This is a genomic window from Micromonospora sp. NPDC051300, from assembly GCF_044455315.1.
Classification (GTDB): Bacteria; Actinomycetota; Actinomycetes; order Mycobacteriales; family Micromonosporaceae; genus Micromonospora; species Micromonospora robiginosa.
Window position 1 is genome coordinate 116991 of record NZ_JBITEP010000012.1, and the last position, 18569, is coordinate 135559.

An 18569-nucleotide genomic window follows, 5' to 3' on the forward strand; every position below is an offset into this window, starting at 1 on the left:
CTCAGGCCGGCCAGGCGCCGTCGGTCAGGAACCTGTCGACGGCGGCGAGGTGCGGGCCGAGGTCGAGGCCCTGCGCGGCCACCCACTCGTCGGAATAGTAGGTGTCGGCGTAGCGGTCGCCCGGGTCGCAGATCAGCGTGACCACCGAACCGGTCCGGCCGGCGGCGATCATCTCCGCGATCAGGCCGAACGCGCCCCAGAGGTTGGTGCCGGTGGAGCCGCCGACCCGGCGGCCGAGCACGGCCGAGCCGGCCCGCATCGCGGCCAGCGACGCGGCGTCCGGCACCTGCACCATCCGGTCCACCACGCTGGGCAGGAAGGACGGCTCGACGCCGGGCCGGCCGATGCCCTCGATGCGGGAGCCGCGGTCGGTGCGGACCGACCAGTCGCCGGCCTGCCAGGCCGGGTAGAACGCGGAGTTCTCCGGGTCCACCACGCACAGTTTGGTGGGCAGCCGGCGGTAGCGGGCGTACCGGCCGATGGTGGCGCTGGTGCCGCCGGTGCCGGCGCCCACCACGACCCAGGCCGGCACCGGGTGCCGTTCCAGCGCGAGCTGGGCGTAGATCGACTCGGCGATGTTGTTGTTGCCCCGCCAGTCGGTGGCCCGCTCGGCGTAGGTGAACTGGTCCATGTAGTGCCCGCCGGTGTCCTCGGCGAGCCAGCGCGCCTCGATCACCACCTTGGCCGGGTCCGCGACCAGGTGGCAGCGCCCGCCCTGGAACTCGATCTGGGCGATCTTCTCCGGGGACGTGGAGGCGGGCATCACCGCGATGAACGGCAGCCCGAGCATCCGGGCGAAGTATGCCTCGGAGACCGCCGTCGACCCGGACGACGCCTCCACGACCGTGGTGTCCCGGCCGATCCAGCCGTTGCACAGGCCGTAGAGGAACAGCGACCGGGCCAGCCGGTGCTTGAGCGAGCCGGTCGGGTGCACCGACTCGTCCTTCAGGTAGAGGTCGATCCCCCACTCCCGGGGCAGCGGGAAGGGCAGCAGGTGGGTGTCGGCGGACCGGTTGGCGTCCGCCTCGACCGTGGCGATCGCCTCGGTCAGCCAGCGCCGGCCGGCCTCGTCGCACCTGTCGAGATGAGTCACGCCGGCAACGTTACAAGCGAGGCGGGTTCGCCGCCGGCCGGACCCGGCGCGCCTGCCGGCGCTGCCCGGCCCGGCCGGCGGCCCGCACCACCGGGGTCAGGGCCAGGGCGAGCCGGGGGTACGCGTCGAGCAGCCGCACCTGCGCGCCGCGCCAGCGGGGCAGGCTGACCACCGGGCGGGGCCGGCGGGCCAGGCGTACCGCCCGGGCGGCGACCCGCTCGGGGGTGAGCAGCGAACCGGTGAAGGACGCCAGCGCGCCGGGGTCGTCGAGCCTGTCGTGCAGCATCGGCGTCCAGATCCCGTCCGGGCACAGGCACGACACGTGTACGCCCCGGACGCCGGCCATCCGCAGGTCGCTCAGCGTGCCGAGGCTGAACGCCAGCAGCGCGTGCTTGCTTGCCGCGTAGACGGTCTCGCCGGGCGCCGCGATCAGCCCGGCCAGCGAGACGACGTTGAGCACGTGCCCGTGGCCCTGCTCCCGCATCACCGCCACGGCGGCCAACGTGCCGTTCATCGCGCCGAGCGCGTTGATCTCCACCACCCGGCGGCGGGTCGGCGCGTCGTGCGCCCAGGAGGGGCCGGTGACCAGGATGCCGGCGTTGTTGACCCAGAGCCCGAGCCCACCGGGCGCGCCGGCCGCCTCGGCGGCCACCGCCGCGCAGGCCGTCTCGTCGCGGACGTCCAGCGGGCGGGACCAGCCGCCCAGCGGCCCGGCGACGTCGGCCGCCGCCGTGGCGTCGACGTCGGTGAGCAGCACTCGCCAGCCGTCGGCGTGCAGCGCGGCGGCGAGCGCGCGGCCCAGCCCGCCGGCCGCCCCGGTCACCACGGCGGCGCCAGGTGTCGTGGTCGTCATCGGCGCACGCTAACCGCCTGCCGGGGGGTCGGGCCAGCCTCAGGCGGGCGGAGGTTCGAGCGGCTGGGGACGGTTCTCCCACTTGGTCGACAGTGCGATGCCGGTGCGGGTGGAGGCGACGCCCGGGGTGCGGTTCAACCGCACGATCAACTGCTCCAGCTCGGCGATGGTGCCCACCCGCGCCTTGAGCAGGAAGGACTCGACTCCGGCCATGAAGTAACAGGATTCGATCTCGGGGATCTGGCGGAACGCCTCCAGCACGTCGTCGGTGTCCGCGTCGGAGTTCTCCACGATGCCGATCAGCGCGGTGACGCCGAGCCCGACGGCCTCCGGCTCGACCTCGGCCCGGTAGGCGCGGATGACGCCGCCGGACTCCAGCTTGCCGACCCGCTCGTGCACGGCGGGCGCGGAGAGGCCGACCTGCCGGGCCAGCTCGGCGTACGACAGGCGGGCGTTGCCGCGCAGCAGCTCCACGAGGCTCAGGTCGATCGTGTCCACGGAGAGTGACCCTATCGTTTTGGGCGTGACCCGACGTGGTCGGCACCCGTTGAACATGACGTCACGTCGCCATTCACAAACGCGCGGTCACGGACGTTCTCCGCCGGTACCATTTACTAACTTTCTCACTGTGTGGGTTTTTCGCGTTTGGCGGACACGCCCGGTCGCTGGTGCTGTAATTGCCATACGTCCCTCATGACGGCTCTGGGCTCGCACCGGCCGGGGGCAGTGTGTTCAGCCGGGGGCTTCGTCGACGCGAGGAGGGGGCTGTGGACACTGGAGATCGCCTGCTGACACCGGGTGAGGTCGCTGCGCTGTTTCGGGTTGACCCGAAGACCGTGACCAGATGGGCAGCGGCCGGCCGGATCGGCAGCATCCGGACTCCAGGCGGGCATCGCCGGTTTCGGGAATCCGAGGTGCGGGCCCTGCTTGAGGGGGAGGGCATGCTGGACGAGGCGGAAGACATGGGCAAGGCGCGCAACATGGGCCCGACCGCCTCGACCGGCCCCGGCCCGGCGAACGCCGGCATGTACTGAGCGAGTGGGGCGCGGTCCGGCCGGTGAGGTCGGGTCGCGCCCCGTCCGGTCGAGGACCCACGGTCAGGCCGGGTCGGTCTCCCGGAGGGCGGCGGCCAGCTCCCCGGACCAGCGCCGGAAGAGCGTGTGCTCGACGCCGAGCGCGTCGAGCACCTTGCCGGCCACGAAGTCGACCAGCTGCGCGGCGGAGGCCGCCGCCCCCGCGCCGTAGAAGCCCGGGCTGGCCGGCAGCACCACCGCGCCGGCGTCGTGCAACGCGATGAGGTGTTCCAGGTGGCTGCGGGTCACCGGGGTCTCCCGGGGCACCACCACGACCGGCCGGCGTTCCTTGAGGTTCACCTCGGCGGCGCGTTGCAGCAGGTCCTTGGAGAGCCCGATGGCGATGCCGGCGCAGGCCGCGGTGCTGGCCGGTACGACCGCCATGCCGCGCACCGGGTAGGAGCCGCTGCTCGGCCCGGCCGCCAGGTCACCGGCGGGCCAGTGCCGCAGGTCGGCGCCGGCGAGGTCCCGGTCGAGCCAGGCGGCCAGGTCCTCGGCCCAGTGCGCGTCCCGGAACGGCCGGCCGGTCTCGTCGAGCACGGTCAGCCGGGCGGCCCGGGAGACGATCAGGTCCACCGCCTGACCGGCGTCGAGCAGGCCGCGGACGACCGCCGCCGCGTACGGGGTCCCGGAGGCGCCGGAGACGCCGACCACCCATGGTTCGCGCATGTCGTCAAGCCTGCCAGGCGAGATGTCCGACGGGTCGACGGGGCTTCCCGCGCCGTGGGATTCTTCTGTCCGGCGATCCCCTTTACGGAAGGGCCCCGGTGATGACGGCTGCGGTGCTGCGCGCGCTGCGCTCCGACTGCCCCGTCCCGCCCCGACTCTCCCCGTACGCGGACGAGGTGCAGTCCTGGCTGGTCGGCCGGCTCGACCGGCTCGGCCTGCCGCTGGACCCGGACACCCGTCGCCGGCTCGCACGGGCCGGCTTCGCCCGCTACGCGGGTCGGCTCTATCCGGACGCCGCCGAGCCCGACCTGCGGGTGCTGACCGCGCTGTTCACCTGGTTCTTCCTGGTCGACGACGCCTGCGACGGCCCGGACCGGCTGACCCCGGCGCAGATCCGCGGGCTGCGCGACGGCACGCTCGCCCTGCTGCGCGACGGTCCCCGGGCCCGCCATCCCGGCTTCTCCGGCCCGCTGCGCCGGCTGCTGGTGCAGGCGTGGCGGGAGCCGCGCCGGCGGATGCCGGCCCGTTGGCGGCTGCGCTTCGCCGACGCGGTGGCCGACCATCTCGACGGCGTGTCCCGGGAGGCCGCCGCCACCTCGGCCGGCCGGCCGCCCGGCGTGGCCGAGTACGTGCGGCTGCGCCGGGCCACCTCGGCGGCGTACGTGTCGTACCCGCTGATCGAGTTCGCCGCCGGTCGGCCGCTGCCCGACGCGGTCTACCACCACCCGGCGCTGCGCCGCCACGCCGACCTCGGCAACGACCTGCTCTCCTGGTTCAACGACATCGCGTCGCTGGAGCGCGACCTGGCGACCGGCGGCGGGCACAACCTGGTGGTCGCGGTGGCCGGTGAGCGGGGCGTGCCGCTGCCGGTCGCGGTGGATCTGGTGGCCGCGCACTGGCGGGCCGAGATGAGCCGCTTCATGGCGTTGCGCGCGGCGGTCCCGTCGTTCGGTCCGACGCTCGACGAGGCGGTCACCGCCCACCTCGACGGGGTCGCCGCGGCGGTGCGCGGCACTGTCGACTGGACGCTGGAGAGCGCCCGCTACCCGGCCGCCGCGGCGCCCTGACCGGCGGACGACCGCCCGGCGAGCGGCCAGCCGACCGGGTCTAGGGCCGCAGGTCGAGCCGGAGCACCAGGTCGAGCAGCGCGAAGACGAACAGCGCGATGCCGACGAAGCCGTTGGCGGTGAAGAACGCCCGGTTGACCTTGCTCAGGTCGGTGGGGCTGACCACCAGGTGCTGGTAGCCGAAGGCGACCGCGGTGAACGCCAAACCGATCCACCAGAGCCAGCCGAAGCCGACGAGCGCGCCGAACCAGATGAACAGCGCGAACGTCACCACGTGCGCGACGGTGGAGGCGTGCAGGGCGAAGCGCCGGCCGTAGCGGGCCGGGACGCTGTGCACCCCGATCTCGCGGTCGATCTCCGAGTCCTGGCAGGCGTAGATCAGGTCGAAGCCGCCTATCCAGAGGCCGACCGCGGCGCCGAGCAGCCACGCCGGGCCGGAGCCGGCGAGCGTGCCGGTGACCGCCAGCCAGGCGCCGACCGGGCCGACCGCCTGGGCGACCGCGAGGATGGCGTGCGGCCAGTTGGTGAACCGCTTGCCGTACGGGTAGACGACGAGCGGCACCACGGCCAGCGGGGCGAGCGCCAGGCAGAGCGGGTTGAGCAGGGCGGCGGCGGCCAGGAAGACCACGAGCGCGACGACCGCGCCGGTCCAGGCCGTGCGCACGCTCACCGCCCCGGTGACCAGCTCCCGGTTGGCGGTACGCGGGTTCCGGGCGTCGATCCGCCGGTCGAGGATCCGGTTGGCGGCCATCGCGAACGTCCGCGCGCCGACCATCGCCACGGTGATCAGCAGCAGGTCGAGCCAGCGCACCCGCCCGCCGTCCACCCGCATGGCGGTCAGCGCGGACAGGTACGCGAACGGCAGCGCGAACACCGAGTGCTCGATCGCGACCAGCTTGAGGAAGGAGGTGACCCGTCCAGGTCGCTCCGCGACGGCGGTCATCGGATCCCGTACTCCTGCCAGCGCTTGTCGACCAGGGAGACCACCTCGGGGGACATCCGCATCTCCTCCGGCCAGCCCCGCAAGTAGCCCTCCTCGGGCAGCTTGCGGGTCGCGTCGACGCCCGCCTTGCCGCCCCAGAACTGCTGGTAGGACGCGTGGTCGAGGTGGTCCACCGGCCCCTCGGTGAGGAGCAGGTCGCGGGCGTAGTCGACGTTGCCGAAGGCGCGGAACGCGACCTCGTTGTAGTCGTGCACGTCGCAGTCCTCGTCGACGATCACGATCAGCTTGGTCAGCGACATCATGTGCGCGCCCCAGATCGCGTTCATCACCTTCTGCGCGTGCTTCGGGTAGCGCTTGCGGATCGACACGATCGCGCAGTTGTGGAAGACGCCGGCGGCCGGGAGGTCGTAGTCGACGATGTCCGGGATCAGGAAGCGCAGCAGCGGGGCGAAGATCCGCTCGGTGGCCTTGCCGAGCCCGTGGTCCTCCTGCGGCGGCTGGGACGTGACGATCGAGTGGTAGACCGGGTCGCGCTGCATGGTCATGGCCTCGATGTGCAGCACCGGGAACGGCTCGACAGGCGTGTAGAAGCCGGTGTGGTCGCCGAACGGCCCCTCGGGCAGCCGCTCGCCCGGCTCCAGGTAGCCCTCCAGCACGACCTGGGCGTGCGCCGGCACCTGCAACGGGACGGTCAGGCAGTCGACCATCTCCACCCGCTCGCCGCGCAGGAAGCCCGCGAACAGGTACTCGTCGATGTCGGCGGGGAGCGGCGCGCTGGCCGCGTACGCGACCGCCGGGTCGGCGCCGATGGCGACCGCCACCGGCAGCCGCTGCCCGAGCCGCTCGGCGACCGCGTGGTGCGCGGTGGAGTTCTTGTGGATCTGCCAGTGCATGCCGAGCGTGTTCCGGCCGTGCTGCTGGAGCCGGTAGAGGCCGAGGTTGCGCTTGCCGGTCTCCGGGTGCTTGGTGTGGGTCAGCCCGAAGTTGTGGAAGATGCCGCCGTCGCCCGGCCACACCTGCAACCCGGGCAGCCGGTTCAGGTCGACGTCGTCGCCCCGGTAGACCACCTGCTGGCAGGGAGCGGTCCGCACCTTCTTCGGCGGCATGGACTTGAGCTGCATCACCTTGCCGAGCCCACCCATCATGCCGGCGAAGCCCTGCGGCAGCTCCGGCTTGAGCATCTCGCCGATGCGCTCGCCGATCTCGTCCAGCCGCTCGACGCCGAGCGCCATGGCCATCCGCTTCTCGGTGCCGAACAGGTTGACCGCGACAGGCATCTCACCCCGGGTGGGCCGCTCGAAGAGCAGGGCCGGGCCGCCGGCGCGGACGGTCCGGGTGACCACCTCGCTCATCTCCAGCGTGGGGTCGACCGGGACGTCGACCCGGCGCAGCTCGCCCGCGCGCTCCAGGGCCGCGAGGAAGTCCTTGAGATCGTTGTACGGGAACCCACGCGCCATGCCCCCATCCTCCCCCACCCCCCTGAGGTGCAAGGAAGGGCCCCTTCTTAACGCATTCGGCAGAGGCGGGGCCCCCGCTTAACACCCCGTCGGGCGGGTAGTCGGCCGCATGGGCGGCGAGCGGGTACCGGCGGGGTTCACCGAGCAGCGGGCCAGGGCCGGTGACGTGGAGATCAACTACGTCCGGGGCGGCCGGGGCCCCACGCTGGTGCTGCTGCACGGCTACCCCCAGTGCTGGCGCATGTGGCGGCACCTGCTGCCGTAGCTGGCCCGGTCGTACGAGGTGATCGCCCCGGACCTGCGCGGCTTCGGGGACAGCGACGCCCCGCCCGGCGGGTACGACAAGAAGACCGTCGCCGCCGACCTGCACCGGCTGCTGACCGACCTCGGCCTGGCCGAGGAGATCCGGCTGGTCGGCCACGACCTCGGCACCATGGTCGCGTACGCCTACGCCGCCGCCCATCCCGACTCCGTCGCCCGGCTGGTGCTCAGCGAGGCGCCGATCCCGGACGAGAGCATCTACACGATCCCCGCGCTGACCGAGGCCGGTCCGGCGGTGTGGAACTTCGGCTTCTTCAACGTCCCCAACGGCCTGCCCGAGCAGCTCGTCGCCGGGCGGGAGGCGCTCTGGGTCGACCGGTTCACCGACTCCATCATGGTGCACGAGGGCAGCCTGGGCCCGGACGACATCGACGAGTACGCGGGCCACCTGCGCGACGAGGCGCACCTGCGGGCCAGCGTCGGCTATTTCCGGGCGTTCGGACAGGACGTCGCGGACAACGCCGCGTACCGGGGCACGAAGCTGCCGATGCCGGTGCTGGCCATCGGCGCGCAGGCCAGCCTGGGCGGGCAGGTGGCCGAGCAGGTCCGCCGCTATGCCGACACGGTCACCGGCGCGGTGGTCGAGGACTGCGGCCACTGGCTCTACGAGGAGCAGCCGGCGAAGCTGGCCGCCCTCCTGCTGCCGTTCCTGCGGGGCTGACCGGCGCCCGGACGGCTCAGCGCCGGCGGGAAGGCGGGGCCCCCGCTCAACGCATTCGGTAGAGGCAGGGCCCCGCTTGACGACTCACGTCAGGCCGACGGCGTCCAGGCGTACTCCTGGAGGGGTTCGTCGAGCGGCGCGGCGGTGAGCCGGTTCGCGAACGTGGAGATGGTGTACGTGCCGACGCCGAGCACCACGTCGAGCGCGTGCCGCGGCCGCCAGCCGGCGGCGAGGAGCGCGTCCAGCTCGGAATCTCCGACCGCGCCCCGCTGGTCGAGCACGGCGACGGTGAACCGGCGTAGTGCCTCCAGCCGGGGATCGGGCAGCGCCTCGCCGGCCCGCAGCGCGTCGATCAGTTCGGGGGCGGCGCCGCCGCGGGTGAGCGTGGCGGTGTGCATGGCGACGCAGAGGTGGCAGCCGTTGCGGGTGGCGACGGTCAGCACGACCACCTCGCGGGCGACCGGGTCGAGGTCGGTGGCCTCGAACGCGGCGTTGGCGGCGAGGAATCCTTTGAGCAGTTCGGGTGACTCGGCCATCAGGCCGACTGCGGCGGGCAGGTGGCCGAGCGCGCGGTGGACGCCGGCCATGACCGGCCGGGCGGCGGCGGGCGCGGTCTGCGGGTCGTACGCGGTGAAGCGGGACATCCGCGGTCCCCTCTCGTAAGATAGTCAACGTGGTTGTCCAAACAGTAAACCTGGTTGTCGAAGATGGCAACGCCTGACCGCCCCGGCTTCGCGCTGCCGCTGCTGCTGCTCGCCGGCTTCCGCACGCTCGTCGACGACCTGCACGCCGAGCTGGCCCGGCACGGGCACCCCGAGCTGCGCCCGGCCCACGGCTTCGTCCTCCAGGCCGTCGGCCCGGCCGGCACCACCGCTTCCGACCTCGGACACCGCCTCGGCGTCACCAAGCAGGCCGCCGGCAAGACGGTGGACCGGCTGGTCGCGCTCGGCTACCTGGAACGCGTGGACGACCCCGCCGACGCGCGCCGCAAGCTGGTCCGGATGACCGCCCGGGGCCACGACGGGCTGCACCGGTCAGCGGTGGTCTTCGACGAGCTGCGCGACCGCTGGGTGGCCACGCTCGGCGCCGACCGGGTCACCGCGATCGAGGACGACCTCGGCCGGATGGTCCCCGCCGACGTGTTCCGCCTCGACGTCCCGGGCTGGTTCGGGGCCTGAGCGGGGGCCATGATGGGCCGATGGACGACGCGTACGTGGTGGGTGACCCCGACGGGCTCAGCCCGCTCCAGACCGAGATCCGGGACGCGGTGGCCCGCGAGCTGCACGCCCAGTTCGCGCTGCGGGCGGACCGCCTCGACCTGGCCGACCTGCCCGAGGTGGCCTACCAGATCACCAGGCGCGTCGACGAGGTGTTGAGCGGGGCCGCCGGGGTCACACCCTCCCCATAGGATCGGCGCGCCGGCCGATCGCGCCGGCCCTCTTCCGTGCAAGGAGATCGATGAAACCTCTGCGCGTCCCGGTCGGCGCGGCAGCGCTGGCCGTCCTCGGCCTGACCGTCGCGTCGCCCGCTCCGGCGATGGCCGACCCCGGCCCCGGCTGGGTCACCGGCTGGCTCGGTGACACCACGGTCAGCGGCCCGACCGCCCCCGCCCGCACCGCCCCGTTCGCTTTCAGCAGCAGCGCCGACGCCGTCAACCCCCGCGTCACCCTCGACCTGAGCGGCCTCGCCGGTGTCGCCACCGCGACCACGCCGACCTGGTGCCACCGCACGTCCGACACCTCGGTGACCTGCCCGGCGCCGCCCGACGCCACCACCGACGAGTTCGGCACCGTCACCGCCACCGTGCCGATCGTGCTCCGCTCGGTCGGCGGCGCGTCCGACGGCGCCACCGGCACGATCGGCTGGTCGATCGTCGCCGACGGCGTTGACGGCGAGGCCCAACAGGCGACCGTCACGGTGCGCACCGGGCCGGACGCGGTCGACCTGGTCGACGAATACGTCGACGGCACCGCCGCCGGTGACCACCTCGCCGTGCCGGTGACCCTGGTCAGCGCCGGCGACCAGCCGGTGACCGGCCTGCGGGCCACGTTCCGCTTCCCGGTCGGGCTGGAGCCGGCCGCCTACCGCAACTGCCGATACGGCACCGGCGGCCAACTCGACACGATCGTCGTCTGCCACTTCGGCCGCGAGCTGGCCCCCGGCCGGCGCTACGAGGTGCCCGGCGGCTTCCCGACCACTGTGGGCCCGGCCGCGATCGGCGACAAGCGCATCGTGCAGAGCGTCGCGCCCGAGGTCACCGCCGGCCCGCTGCCCGAGGGCGTGGTGCTGCGGCACCGCCCGGCCGACGCGGCGCTGCGGCTGCGCCCGGTCACCGGCACGGTCGACGTGCTCGACGCCGACATGTCCGCCTTCGGCCAGTCCTACTTCCGCTCCGTGCGCGGCTCGTACGACGTGATAGCGGTCGGTGCGGCGGTGGCCGGGGCGCCCGGCGACACGGTCCGGATCCGGGTCGGCCTGCGCAACGACGGGCCCGGCGTGCCGGACGGCACCATCTCCGGCGACAGCGCCGCCCGGTTCCGCTTCACCCCGCCGGCCGGCACTGTGGTGACCGCGCCTCCGCAGCACTGCTCGGACGGCCGCGACGAGGAAGACCCGGACGCCGCACCGGTCTGGTTCTGCACGCTGCCGAACGGCGTCTTCGCGGCCGCGAGCACCTTCCTGGTCGACGTCGACCTGCGGATCGACGGTCCGCTCGGCGCACCCGGCTCGGTCGGCGTCGCCTACCCCTATCCCGGGCCGGACGACGACCCGGCGAACGACACCGCCGTCGTCACCGTCGGCTGAGTGGCGCACCGCCCGCCGGACGTCGCAGGGCTCCCGGCGGGCGTCACGCTCCCTGCGCGCGTCGTGACGCTTTGATTACGGTGCGTCATGTTCGCTGGGACTCCGCGACGAGGCGGCACGGTCTGCCCGGTCGGCACGAGCGAGAGGCCGCCGGAACGGAGATCCCATGAAACGGCACGCTCTCCACGCCGGGCTGGCCGCCCTGACGCTCATCGCCGGGTTGCTCACCGCCGCACCACCGGCGGCGGCAGCGACCACCACCTTCCCGTTCGCCGCCACCGCAGACAGCTACGTCAGCTCGTCCAGCCCGAACGCCAACTTCAACGGCACCAACTCGCTCGCCGTGGGCGCCACCCCGACCCGGATCTCCTACCTGCAGTTCAACGTCACCCGGCTGGTCGATCCGGTCTCCACCGCCCGCCTGCGGCTGCACGTGCAGAACACCGCGAACGCCCCCAGCCCGAACGGCGGCACCGCGCAGCAGGTCGGCACCGGCTGGTCGGAGAGCACGCTGACGTACGCCAACCGGCCGGCGTCCGTCGGCGGTCCGCTCGCATCGCTGGCCACGGTGCACGCCAACACCTGGTACGAGCTGGACGTCACCGACGCGGTCACCGGCAACGGCCTGGTCGCGTTCTCGCTCTCGTCGGCCAACCCGGACGGCGCGTTCTACGACAGCCGGGAGTCCGGCACCTACGCGCCCATGCTGGTCATCACCACCGGTCCACCGCAGACCGGGGACAACGTCCTGCTCAACGGCGGTGACATCTCCGCGTGCAGCACCACCGGCGCCACGCAGACCGCACAGATCCTCGCCCGCGAGCCCGGCACCGTGATGGCCGGTGGCGACCTGACCGACAGCGGCACGGCCCAACAGCTCGCCGACTGCTACGACCCCACCTGGGGCCAGTTCAAGAGCCGCACCAAGCCGATCCTCGGCAACCACGACTACATCTCGTCCGCGACGGCGAAGCCCACCTTCGACTACTTCGGCCCGGTGCTGCCACCCGGGAAGGGCTACTACTCGTTCGACAAGGCCGGCTGGCACATCGTCGTTCTCAACACCAACTGCTCCCGCATCGGCGGCTGCCAGGCCGGGTCCCCGCAGGAGAAGTGGCTGCGCGCGGACCTCGCGGCGCACCCGAACCGCTGCACCCTGGCCCAGTACTACCACCCGCTGTTCAGCTCCGGGGGCCGCGAGTCGACGGCGGTCCGGCCGCTGTTCCAGGCGCTCTACGACGCCGGCGCGGAGATCGTCATCAACGGCCACAACCACCAGTACGAGCGGTTCGCCCCGCAGAACCCGTCGGGCGTCGCCGAACCGGACCGGGGCATCCGCGAGTTCGTGGTGGGCACCGGCGGTCGCCCGCTCCAGGCGTCGTTCCCCGAACCGGCCGCCAACAGCCAGGTCAAGAACGGCACCACGTTCGGCGTCCTCAAGCTGACGCTCTCCACGAACGCCTACTCCTGGCAGTTCCTCCCGGTGGCCGGCAAGACGTTCACCGACTCCGGCATGGGCACCTGCCACTGACCGCCGACGGAACCCGTTCAGCCTGCACTCGTACGCTGGCTCACACCCCGGCGTACGAGTGCAGGCCGGTGAAGAAGAAGTTGACGCCGAACAGGTTCATCAGCATGGTCAGGAAGCCCACCACCGCGATCCAGGTGGCCACGTTGCGCTTCACGCTCGGCGTGGCCCGGGCGTGCAGGTAGCCCGCGTAGACCACCCAGGAGATGAACGCCCAGGTCTCCTTCGGGTCCCAGCCCCAGGCGCGACCCCAGGCGGCCTCCGCCCAGATCGCGCCGGCGATCACCGCGAACGTGAAGATCGGGAACGCGAAGGCGTGCAACGTGAAGGTCAACCGCTCCAGCCCGGCCGCCGCCGGCAGCCGGCGGGCCAGGGTGTACGGGAAGCTGCGCCGCCCCTGCTCCCAGCCGGCCCGCATCAGGTAGGCGGCGGCGGGCACCACGCCCAGCAGGAAGATGCCCGAGGAGAAGATGATCGTTGACACGTGAATGATGAACCAGTACGACTGCAGCGCCGGCATCAGCGGCACGACCTGCACATAGAGCTTCAGCTCGGCGAACGCGAGCAGCAGCACCATCACCAGGGTCAGGAACAGGCCGAGCCGACGCAGTGACGGCTGCTTCCAGAGCACCACGAGCCACGCGGCCACCCCGATCCAGGTGACCGTCAGCACGAACTCGTACATGTTGCCCCAGGGCATCCGCTCCGCGGCGACGCCCCGGGTGACCACCGCGCCCAGGTGCAGCGCGGCGGCGAGCACGGTGAGCCAGGCGGCGATCCGCCCGGCCACCACGGCCCGGTCGGCGGACCGGTCGGGACGCGACGACGCGGGCGGGGTGGCCGGCGCGTCGACCGGGCCGCCGGTGCCGCCGACGCCCGCGCCGACCAGTTCCCGGGCCGGCGCGGCGGCGACCGCGCCCTTGCGGGCGTTGCCCAGCGCGAACTCCACGGCGTGGCTGATCATCGCGATCAGGTACGCCAGGATCGCGAACGTGACCAACTGGTCGGAGAGTGCGGACATCACTCGTCTCCTTCTCGCGCCCGCTTCCGGTCCGGCGCGTCGCCGCTGACCGCGGCGACGAGCTGCGCGAACTCGTCGGCGAACCCTGGGTGCTCGGTGCGCGGCAGCCCACCGGCCTCCACCAAGCTACTACCGCTCGTCGGAGATCCACCCTCGGGGGGCGAAACCCGGAACCAGACCCGGCGACGGCGGGCGAACAGCGAACCCATCAGGCCCAGCAGCAGCGTGCCGCTGGCCACCAGGAGCAGCGTCTGCCCGGGCGCGTGCCGCACCGCGAGCGTGACGTACGGCCGGGTGCCGACGAACTCCAGCGTGCTGCCGTCGTCCAGGGTCCACGTCTCGCCGGGCCGGAGCAGCTTCGTGCCGACCTGCTTGAGCTTGCCGTTGTCGACCTGCCGCTGGTCGAGCTGGTAGACCGAGCCGGGGATGCCGGCGTCCAGGCCGAGGTTGCCCCGGTAGGCGGTCAGGTTCAGCGCCGGGTTCCGCTCGGCCGGGAACTGCGACGCCACGTACGGCGGCTGGTCACCGGCGGTGGGCAGGTAGAGCCCGTCGAACGCGACCTGCTGGTCCGCGACCCGCTTGCCGGTCTTCGGATCGACGTTGGCGTCCGGGAAGAGCGCCACGCCCTCCTCGGTCGCGTTCGGGTCGCCGGTGCGCAGGAACGGGTCGTCGCTGGTCTGGCTCTTGCCGTAGCGGTCGGTGTACTTCAGCACCGGCGCGTAGCCGTTGCCGAGCAGGTAGACGTTGGCGCCGTCGAGCCGCAGCGGCGAGTTGACCGAGAAGCCGGCGGACCGGGGCGCGTCGCCCGGCGTGTCCACGCCGACGGTGGCCCAGAAGCGGGACGCCTGGCCCGAGTCCAGGTAGTCGGCCTCGAACTTCTCCAGCGTCAGGCAGAACGGCGGCAGGTCGGCGCTGTCCACCCGCGGGCCGAGCGACGCCTCCGCGTACTGCTGGCGGGTGTTGCAGAACGCGTTGTCCGCGCCCGCGACCAGGATGCGGTTGCCGTGCCAGCCGTACCAGGAACCGGCCGCGACCCCGAGCAGGACGGCGATCAGCGACGTGTGGAAGAGCAGGTTGCCGGTCTCCTTGAGATAGCCCTTCTCGGCGGAGACCTCGTTGCCCCGGACGGTGACCCGCCACCGGCGACGACGCAGCACCGCGGCGATCGCCTCCGGGTCGGCGGCGGCCGGGGCCTCCAGCGCGGCGTGCTGCGGCAGCCGGTCGAGCCGCTTCGGCGCGGCCGGTGGCCGCATCCGAAGCGCCCGAACATGATCCCGGGTACGGGGCAGGATGCAGCCGATCAGCGAGGTGAACAGCAGCAGGTAGATCGCGGAGAACCAGACCGAGCCGAAGACCGCGAACGCGCCGATCTGGTCCAACCGGGGGGCCAGGTCGGGGTGGTCGACGAACCACTTGTCGACCTTCTCCGGGTTGACCCCGCGCTGCGGCAGCACCGAGCCGGGGATGGCGGCGACCGCGAGCAGGAACAGCAGGACCAGCGCGGTACGCATGCTGGTGAGCTGCCGCCACGAGTTGCGCAGCAGCGCCAGCACCGGGTTGACCCGGCGGCGGGGCGCCTCGGCCGGCGGGGTGGCCGGCCGGTCGTCCACGGTCGTCATCAGATGCTCACCTCGCCCACGCCCACGTGCGTCTGCAACCAGATCACCACGTTCTGCCAGCCGCCGGTGACCAGCGCGAGGCCGATCAGGATCAGCAGGGCGCCGCCGACGCGGGTGACCCAGCGGCTGTTGCGCCGGACGGCGCGGAACACCCCGAGCAGGCGCTGGAAGCCCAGCCCGAAGACGACGAACGGTAGCCCCAGCCCGAGGCAGTACGCCACGGCGAGCACCACGGCCCGGCCGGCGCTGCCCTCGGTGGTCGCCAGCCCGATCACCGCGCCGAGCGTTGGCCCGGTGCAGGGAAGCCAACTCAACGCGAAGACCGCGCCGAGCACCGGCGCGCCGAGCAGGCCGGCCGACGGCAGCCACCGGATGCGGAACTCGCGCTGCATCCCGGGGACGACACCCAGGTAGCCGAGGCCGAGCACCACCACCAGCGCGCCGATGACGATCTCCAGCGTGCGCTCGTAGCGGAAGAAGAGCTTGCCGACGCCGGAGAAGAGGATCGCGGTGGACACGAACACGGCGGTGAAGCCGGCGATGAACAGCAGCGTGCCGGCCAGCACCCGTCCCTTGACCGCGGCGGTGGTCCGCGCCGGCGCGCGCTCGGCCACGGCGACGCCGCCGCCGGTGGTGTTAACAGGGGGCCCTTCCTCTGCCGGAGGCGTTAACCGGGGGCCCTTCCTTGCACCCTCCAGGTCGGCGCCGGCCAGGCCGGTGACGTAGGAGAGGTAGCCGGGCATCAGGGGGAGCACGCACGGGGAGAGGAAGCTGACCAGGCCGGCCAGCGCCGCCGCGCCCACCGCAAACAGCAACGGCCCGGACGAGGCGAGTCGGGCGAACGTCTCACCCATCAGCGGGAGCCGTTCGGCGCCGGCTTCTCGGCGGCGACCTTCGCCACGATCGGCCGCAGCTCGTCCTGGGTCACCGCGCGGCGGATCACCACCGCGACCCGGCCGTCCCGGTCGAGCACCACAGTCGCCGGGGTGGAGTTGGGCGGGATGTCGAAGTTGAGAGCCTGACGGCTGGCCGGGTCGAACAGGCTCGGGTAGGTGACCCCGTAGCTCGCCTCGAAGGCGGCCGCCTTGTCCTTGCTGTCCTGCACGTTGATGCCGAGGAACGTGACGCCGTCGCCCTTGGTGGCCTGGTAGGTGGCCTCCAGGTCGTCCGCCTCGGCCCGGCAGGGCGCGCACCAGGAACCCCAGAAGTTGACCACGACGACCTGACCGCGGTCGCGGGCGATGTCGTAGCTGCCGCCGCCGAGCAGCTCACCGCTCACCGTGGGCGTCTTGGCCCGCTGGTCCGGGGCGCAGGTCACGGTGAGGCCGTCGGCGTCGCACCGGCTCTCGTCGCTGCCGGAGGTGCAGCCGACGAGCGCCGTACCGGCGGTGACGGCGGCGAGCAGGGCGGCGGCGAGCCTCCGGGTGAGCATCAGGCCCCCTTGGCCGTCCGGGCGGTCGGCGAGATCGCGATCAGGTGGGCGGCCGGCTCGGAGTAGCCGATGCCGGCGATCTTGGCGCCGTCGAAGTGGAACGAGGTGAGGCTGGCCAGGCCGCACTGGCGGCGGCGCGGGTCGTGCCAGAGCCGCTTGCGCTCGACGTGCCGGCGCAGCGTCCAGATCGGGAGCTGGTGCGAGACGAGCACCGCCTCACGCCCCTCGGCGGCGACCCGGGCGGCGTGCAGCGCGGCGAACATCCGCTCCGCGATCACCTGATAAGCCTCGCCCCACGACGGGGTGACCGGGTCGCGCAGCACCCACCAGTTGCGCGGGTCGCGGAACGAGCCGTCGCCCGGCGAGACCTTCTTGCCCTCGAACCAGTTCGCGCTCTCGATCAGCCGCTCGTCGACGCCGACGGAGAGGCCGAACTGCGCCGCGATCGGCTCGGCGGTCTGCTGGGCGCGCTCCAGCGGGCTGGCCACCACGTGCACGACGGTGCGCTCGGCGAGCGCCTGCGCGGCCGCCTTGGCCATCTGCACGCCCAGCTCGGAGAGGCGGAAACCGGGCAGGCGGCCGTAGAGGATGCCGTCCGGGTTGTGCACCTCGCCGTGCCGCAGCACGTGGACCACCGTCTCCGCCATAGTTACCCCCCGTGTCCGGCCGCTGCCGCCGCCCGCGCCGCCACCGGCAGGGCGGCGGCGATCTGCTCCCACGCGGCGTCGTCGATCGCCGCCGAGACGAACCACGACTCGAACGCGCTCGGCGGCAGGTAGACGCCGGCGGCGAGCATCGCGTGGAAGAACGCCTTGAACGCCGGCACCTGCTGGGTGCGGGCGCTGTCGTAGTCGCGCACGTCGGCGTCGGTGAAGAAGACCGAGAACATGCTGCCGGCGGTGGAGAGGCGGTGCGGCACGCCGGCCGTGGTCAGCTCCTCGGTGACGAGCTTGCCCAGCGCGGCGGCGGTCTCGTCCAGGCGCCGGTAGAGCGCGTCGTCGGCAAGCTTCAGCGTGGCCAGCCCGGCCGCGCAGGCCAGCGGGTTACCCGAGAGCGTGCCGGCCTGGTAGACCGGGCCGGCCGGGGCCAGCCTCGCCATGATCTCCGCCCGCCCGCCGAACGCCGCCGCGGGCAGGCCACCGCCCATGACCTTCCCGTACGTCCACAGGTCGGCGTCGGAGGGGTCGAGGCCGTGCCAGCCGGCGCGGGAGACCCGGAACCCGGTCATCACCTCGTCGACGATCAGCAGCGCGCCGTGCGCGTGCGCGATCCGGGCCAGGTCGGCGTTGAAGCCGTCGCGGGGCGCGATCACGCCCATGTTGCCGGCCGCTGCCTCGGTGATGATCGCGGCGATGTGCGGCCCCTCGGCGGCGAACGCCTCCTCCACCGCCCGCAGGTCGTTGTACGGCAGCACGATCGTGTCCCCGGCCGCCGCACCGGTCACGCCCGGCGAGTCGGGCAGGCCGAATGTGGCCACGCCGGAGCCGGCGGCGGCGAGCAGCGCGTCGGAGTGGCCGTGGTAGCAGCCGGCGAACTTGACGATCTTGGCGCGGCCGGTGAACCCGCGGGCCAGCCGGATCGCCGACATGGTCGCCTCGGTGCCCGAGTTGACCAGGCGTACCTGCTCCACAGGCGTCCGCGCGACGATCTCCTCGGCCAGGTCGACCTCGCCCGGGGTGGGCGTGCCGAAGCTGGTGCCGAGCGCGGCGGCCTCGCGCAGCGCCTCCACCACGGCCGGGTGGGCGTGGCCGAGGATCAGCGGGCCCCAGGAGCAGACCAGGTCGACGTAGCGGCGGCCGTCGGCGTCGAACAGCCAGGGGCCCTCGCCCCGGACCATGAAGCGCGGGGTGCCGCCGACGGCGCGGAACGCGCGCACGGGGGAGTTCACCCCGCCGGGCACGAGTGCCTTGGCGCGGTCGAACAGGGCCTCGGAGGCCGGAGCGTCGGCCGGGTAGCGGCCGGATCCGGCGGAAAGGGTCTCGGTCACGATGCCGCCATTGTGTCAGCGCCGGCCGGCCGGTCGGCAG

At 73.1% G+C, this 18569-nt stretch carries 21 protein-coding genes; 8 read left to right on the plus strand and 13 right to left on the minus strand.

What is annotated here, in order from left to right:
* Position 1: 1 nt before the first annotated feature.
* The 3 genes from ACIA5A_RS15995 to ACIA5A_RS16005 are packed head-to-tail and all read right to left on the minus strand — an operon-like array spanning position 2 to position 2444.
* Positions 2-1093, minus strand: coding sequence for a PLP-dependent cysteine synthase family protein (locus ACIA5A_RS15995; RefSeq protein WP_396762047.1), 1092 nt, complete (start codon positions 1091-1093; stop codon positions 2-4).
* Positions 1094-1103: 10 nt separating this feature from the next.
* Complete coding sequence (locus tag ACIA5A_RS16000) at positions 1104-1946, minus strand: SDR family NAD(P)-dependent oxidoreductase (protein ID WP_396762049.1); 843 nt, start codon at positions 1944-1946, stop codon at positions 1104-1106.
* A 39-nt stretch (positions 1947-1985) separates the two neighbouring features.
* Positions 1986-2444: an Lrp/AsnC family transcriptional regulator gene (locus ACIA5A_RS16005; protein ID WP_396762052.1), complete on the minus strand. Its 459-nt coding sequence runs from the start codon at positions 2442-2444 to the stop codon at positions 1986-1988.
* Between the two features lie 269 nt (positions 2445-2713).
* Between ACIA5A_RS16005 and ACIA5A_RS16010 the strand changes: the two genes are divergently transcribed.
* Entirely contained in the window at positions 2714-2980 is a 267-nt protein-coding gene (locus tag ACIA5A_RS16010) for a BldC family transcriptional regulator (protein ID WP_013473529.1), read from the plus strand.
* A gap of 63 nt (positions 2981-3043) precedes the next feature.
* Here ACIA5A_RS16010 and ACIA5A_RS16015 read toward each other — a convergent pair whose 3' ends face one another.
* Positions 3044-3688 (minus strand): UbiX family flavin prenyltransferase, encoded by a 645-nt coding sequence (locus ACIA5A_RS16015; RefSeq protein WP_396762056.1) that lies wholly within the window; start codon positions 3686-3688, stop codon positions 3044-3046.
* A gap of 101 nt (positions 3689-3789) precedes the next feature.
* On the opposite strand from ACIA5A_RS16015, the gene ACIA5A_RS16020 reads away from it, so the two are divergent.
* Positions 3790-4755, plus strand: coding sequence for a terpene synthase (locus ACIA5A_RS16020; protein WP_396762059.1), 966 nt, complete (start codon positions 3790-3792; stop codon positions 4753-4755).
* A gap of 40 nt (positions 4756-4795) precedes the next feature.
* Here the strand turns inward: ACIA5A_RS16020 and mqnP are convergent, their stop codons facing one another.
* Positions 4796-5698 (minus strand): menaquinone biosynthesis prenyltransferase MqnP, encoded by a 903-nt coding sequence (mqnP, locus tag ACIA5A_RS16025; protein ID WP_396762062.1) that lies wholly within the window; start codon positions 5696-5698, stop codon positions 4796-4798.
* Entirely contained in the window at positions 5695-7155 is a 1461-nt protein-coding gene (locus ACIA5A_RS16030) for a menaquinone biosynthesis decarboxylase (RefSeq protein ID WP_396762065.1), read from the minus strand. The genes mqnP and ACIA5A_RS16030 overlap by 4 nt, the downstream gene beginning before the upstream one ends.
* 109 nt (positions 7156-7264) lie before the next feature.
* On the opposite strand from ACIA5A_RS16030, the gene ACIA5A_RS16035 reads away from it, so the two are divergent.
* Both ACIA5A_RS16035 and ACIA5A_RS16040 read left to right on the plus strand, forming a co-directional pair.
* A complete protein-coding gene (locus ACIA5A_RS16035) occupies positions 7265-7420 on the plus strand; it encodes an alpha/beta fold hydrolase (RefSeq protein WP_396762068.1) in 156 nt (51 codons plus the stop codon).
* Positions 7421-8137 carry an alpha/beta fold hydrolase gene (locus ACIA5A_RS16040; RefSeq protein WP_396762244.1) on the plus strand — a complete coding sequence of 239 codons (717 nt, stop codon included), beginning with the start codon at positions 7421-7423 and terminating at the stop codon, positions 8135-8137.
* 89 nt (positions 8138-8226) lie between these two features.
* On the opposite strand, the gene ACIA5A_RS16045 is transcribed toward ACIA5A_RS16040, so the two are convergent.
* Positions 8227-8781: a carboxymuconolactone decarboxylase family protein gene (locus ACIA5A_RS16045; protein ID WP_396762071.1), complete on the minus strand. Its 555-nt coding sequence runs from the start codon at positions 8779-8781 to the stop codon at positions 8227-8229.
* Positions 8782-8844: 63 nt separating this feature from the next.
* Here ACIA5A_RS16045 and ACIA5A_RS16050 point away from each other — a divergent pair, with 63 nt between their 5' ends.
* The 4 genes from ACIA5A_RS16050 (at position 8845) to ACIA5A_RS16065 (ending at position 12473) form a co-directional block, all read left to right on the plus strand.
* Positions 8845-9315, plus strand: coding sequence for a MarR family winged helix-turn-helix transcriptional regulator (locus ACIA5A_RS16050; protein ID WP_396762074.1), 471 nt, complete (start codon positions 8845-8847; stop codon positions 9313-9315).
* Between the two features lie 20 nt (positions 9316-9335).
* Positions 9336-9545 carry a hypothetical protein gene (locus ACIA5A_RS16055; protein ID WP_396762077.1) on the plus strand — a complete coding sequence of 70 codons (210 nt, stop codon included), beginning with the start codon at positions 9336-9338 and terminating at the stop codon, positions 9543-9545.
* 50 nt (positions 9546-9595) lie between these two features.
* Positions 9596-10942, plus strand: coding sequence for a hypothetical protein (locus ACIA5A_RS16060; protein WP_396762080.1), 1347 nt, complete (start codon positions 9596-9598; stop codon positions 10940-10942).
* A 166-nt stretch (positions 10943-11108) separates the two neighbouring features.
* Positions 11109-12473 (plus strand): DNRLRE domain-containing protein, encoded by a 1365-nt coding sequence (locus tag ACIA5A_RS16065; RefSeq protein WP_396762082.1) that lies wholly within the window; start codon positions 11109-11111, stop codon positions 12471-12473.
* 40 nt (positions 12474-12513) lie between these two features.
* Here ACIA5A_RS16065 and ccsB read toward each other — a convergent pair whose 3' ends face one another.
* Genes ccsB through hemL form a run of 6 tightly spaced genes read right to left on the minus strand, consistent with a single transcriptional unit; the run spans position 12514 to position 18529 of the window.
* Complete coding sequence (gene ccsB, locus ACIA5A_RS16070) at positions 12514-13491, minus strand: c-type cytochrome biogenesis protein CcsB (RefSeq protein WP_396762085.1); 978 nt, start codon at positions 13489-13491, stop codon at positions 12514-12516.
* Positions 13491-15110 (minus strand): cytochrome c biogenesis protein ResB, encoded by a 1620-nt coding sequence (locus tag ACIA5A_RS16075; RefSeq protein ID WP_396762088.1) that lies wholly within the window; start codon positions 15108-15110, stop codon positions 13491-13493. The genes ccsB and ACIA5A_RS16075 overlap by 1 nt, the downstream gene beginning before the upstream one ends.
* The gene (locus ACIA5A_RS16080) at positions 15110-15964 is read right to left on the minus strand and encodes a cytochrome c biogenesis CcdA family protein (protein WP_396762091.1); all 855 of its coding nucleotides are present in this window, start codon (positions 15962-15964) and stop codon (positions 15110-15112) included. The genes ACIA5A_RS16075 and ACIA5A_RS16080 overlap by 1 nt, the downstream gene beginning before the upstream one ends.
* Positions 15964-16542 carry a TlpA family protein disulfide reductase gene (locus ACIA5A_RS16085; RefSeq protein WP_396762094.1) on the minus strand — a complete coding sequence of 193 codons (579 nt, stop codon included), beginning with the start codon at positions 16540-16542 and terminating at the stop codon, positions 15964-15966. The genes ACIA5A_RS16080 and ACIA5A_RS16085 overlap by 1 nt, the downstream gene beginning before the upstream one ends.
* Entirely contained in the window at positions 16542-17189 is a 648-nt protein-coding gene (locus ACIA5A_RS16090; protein WP_181571260.1) for a histidine phosphatase family protein, read from the minus strand. Before ACIA5A_RS16090 ends, ACIA5A_RS16085 begins: the two co-directional genes overlap by 1 nt.
* Positions 17190-17191: 2 nt before the next feature.
* Positions 17192-18529: a glutamate-1-semialdehyde 2,1-aminomutase gene (gene hemL / locus ACIA5A_RS16095; RefSeq protein ID WP_396762097.1), complete on the minus strand. Its 1338-nt coding sequence runs from the start codon at positions 18527-18529 to the stop codon at positions 17192-17194.
* Between the last annotated feature and the right edge of the window lie 40 nt (positions 18530-18569).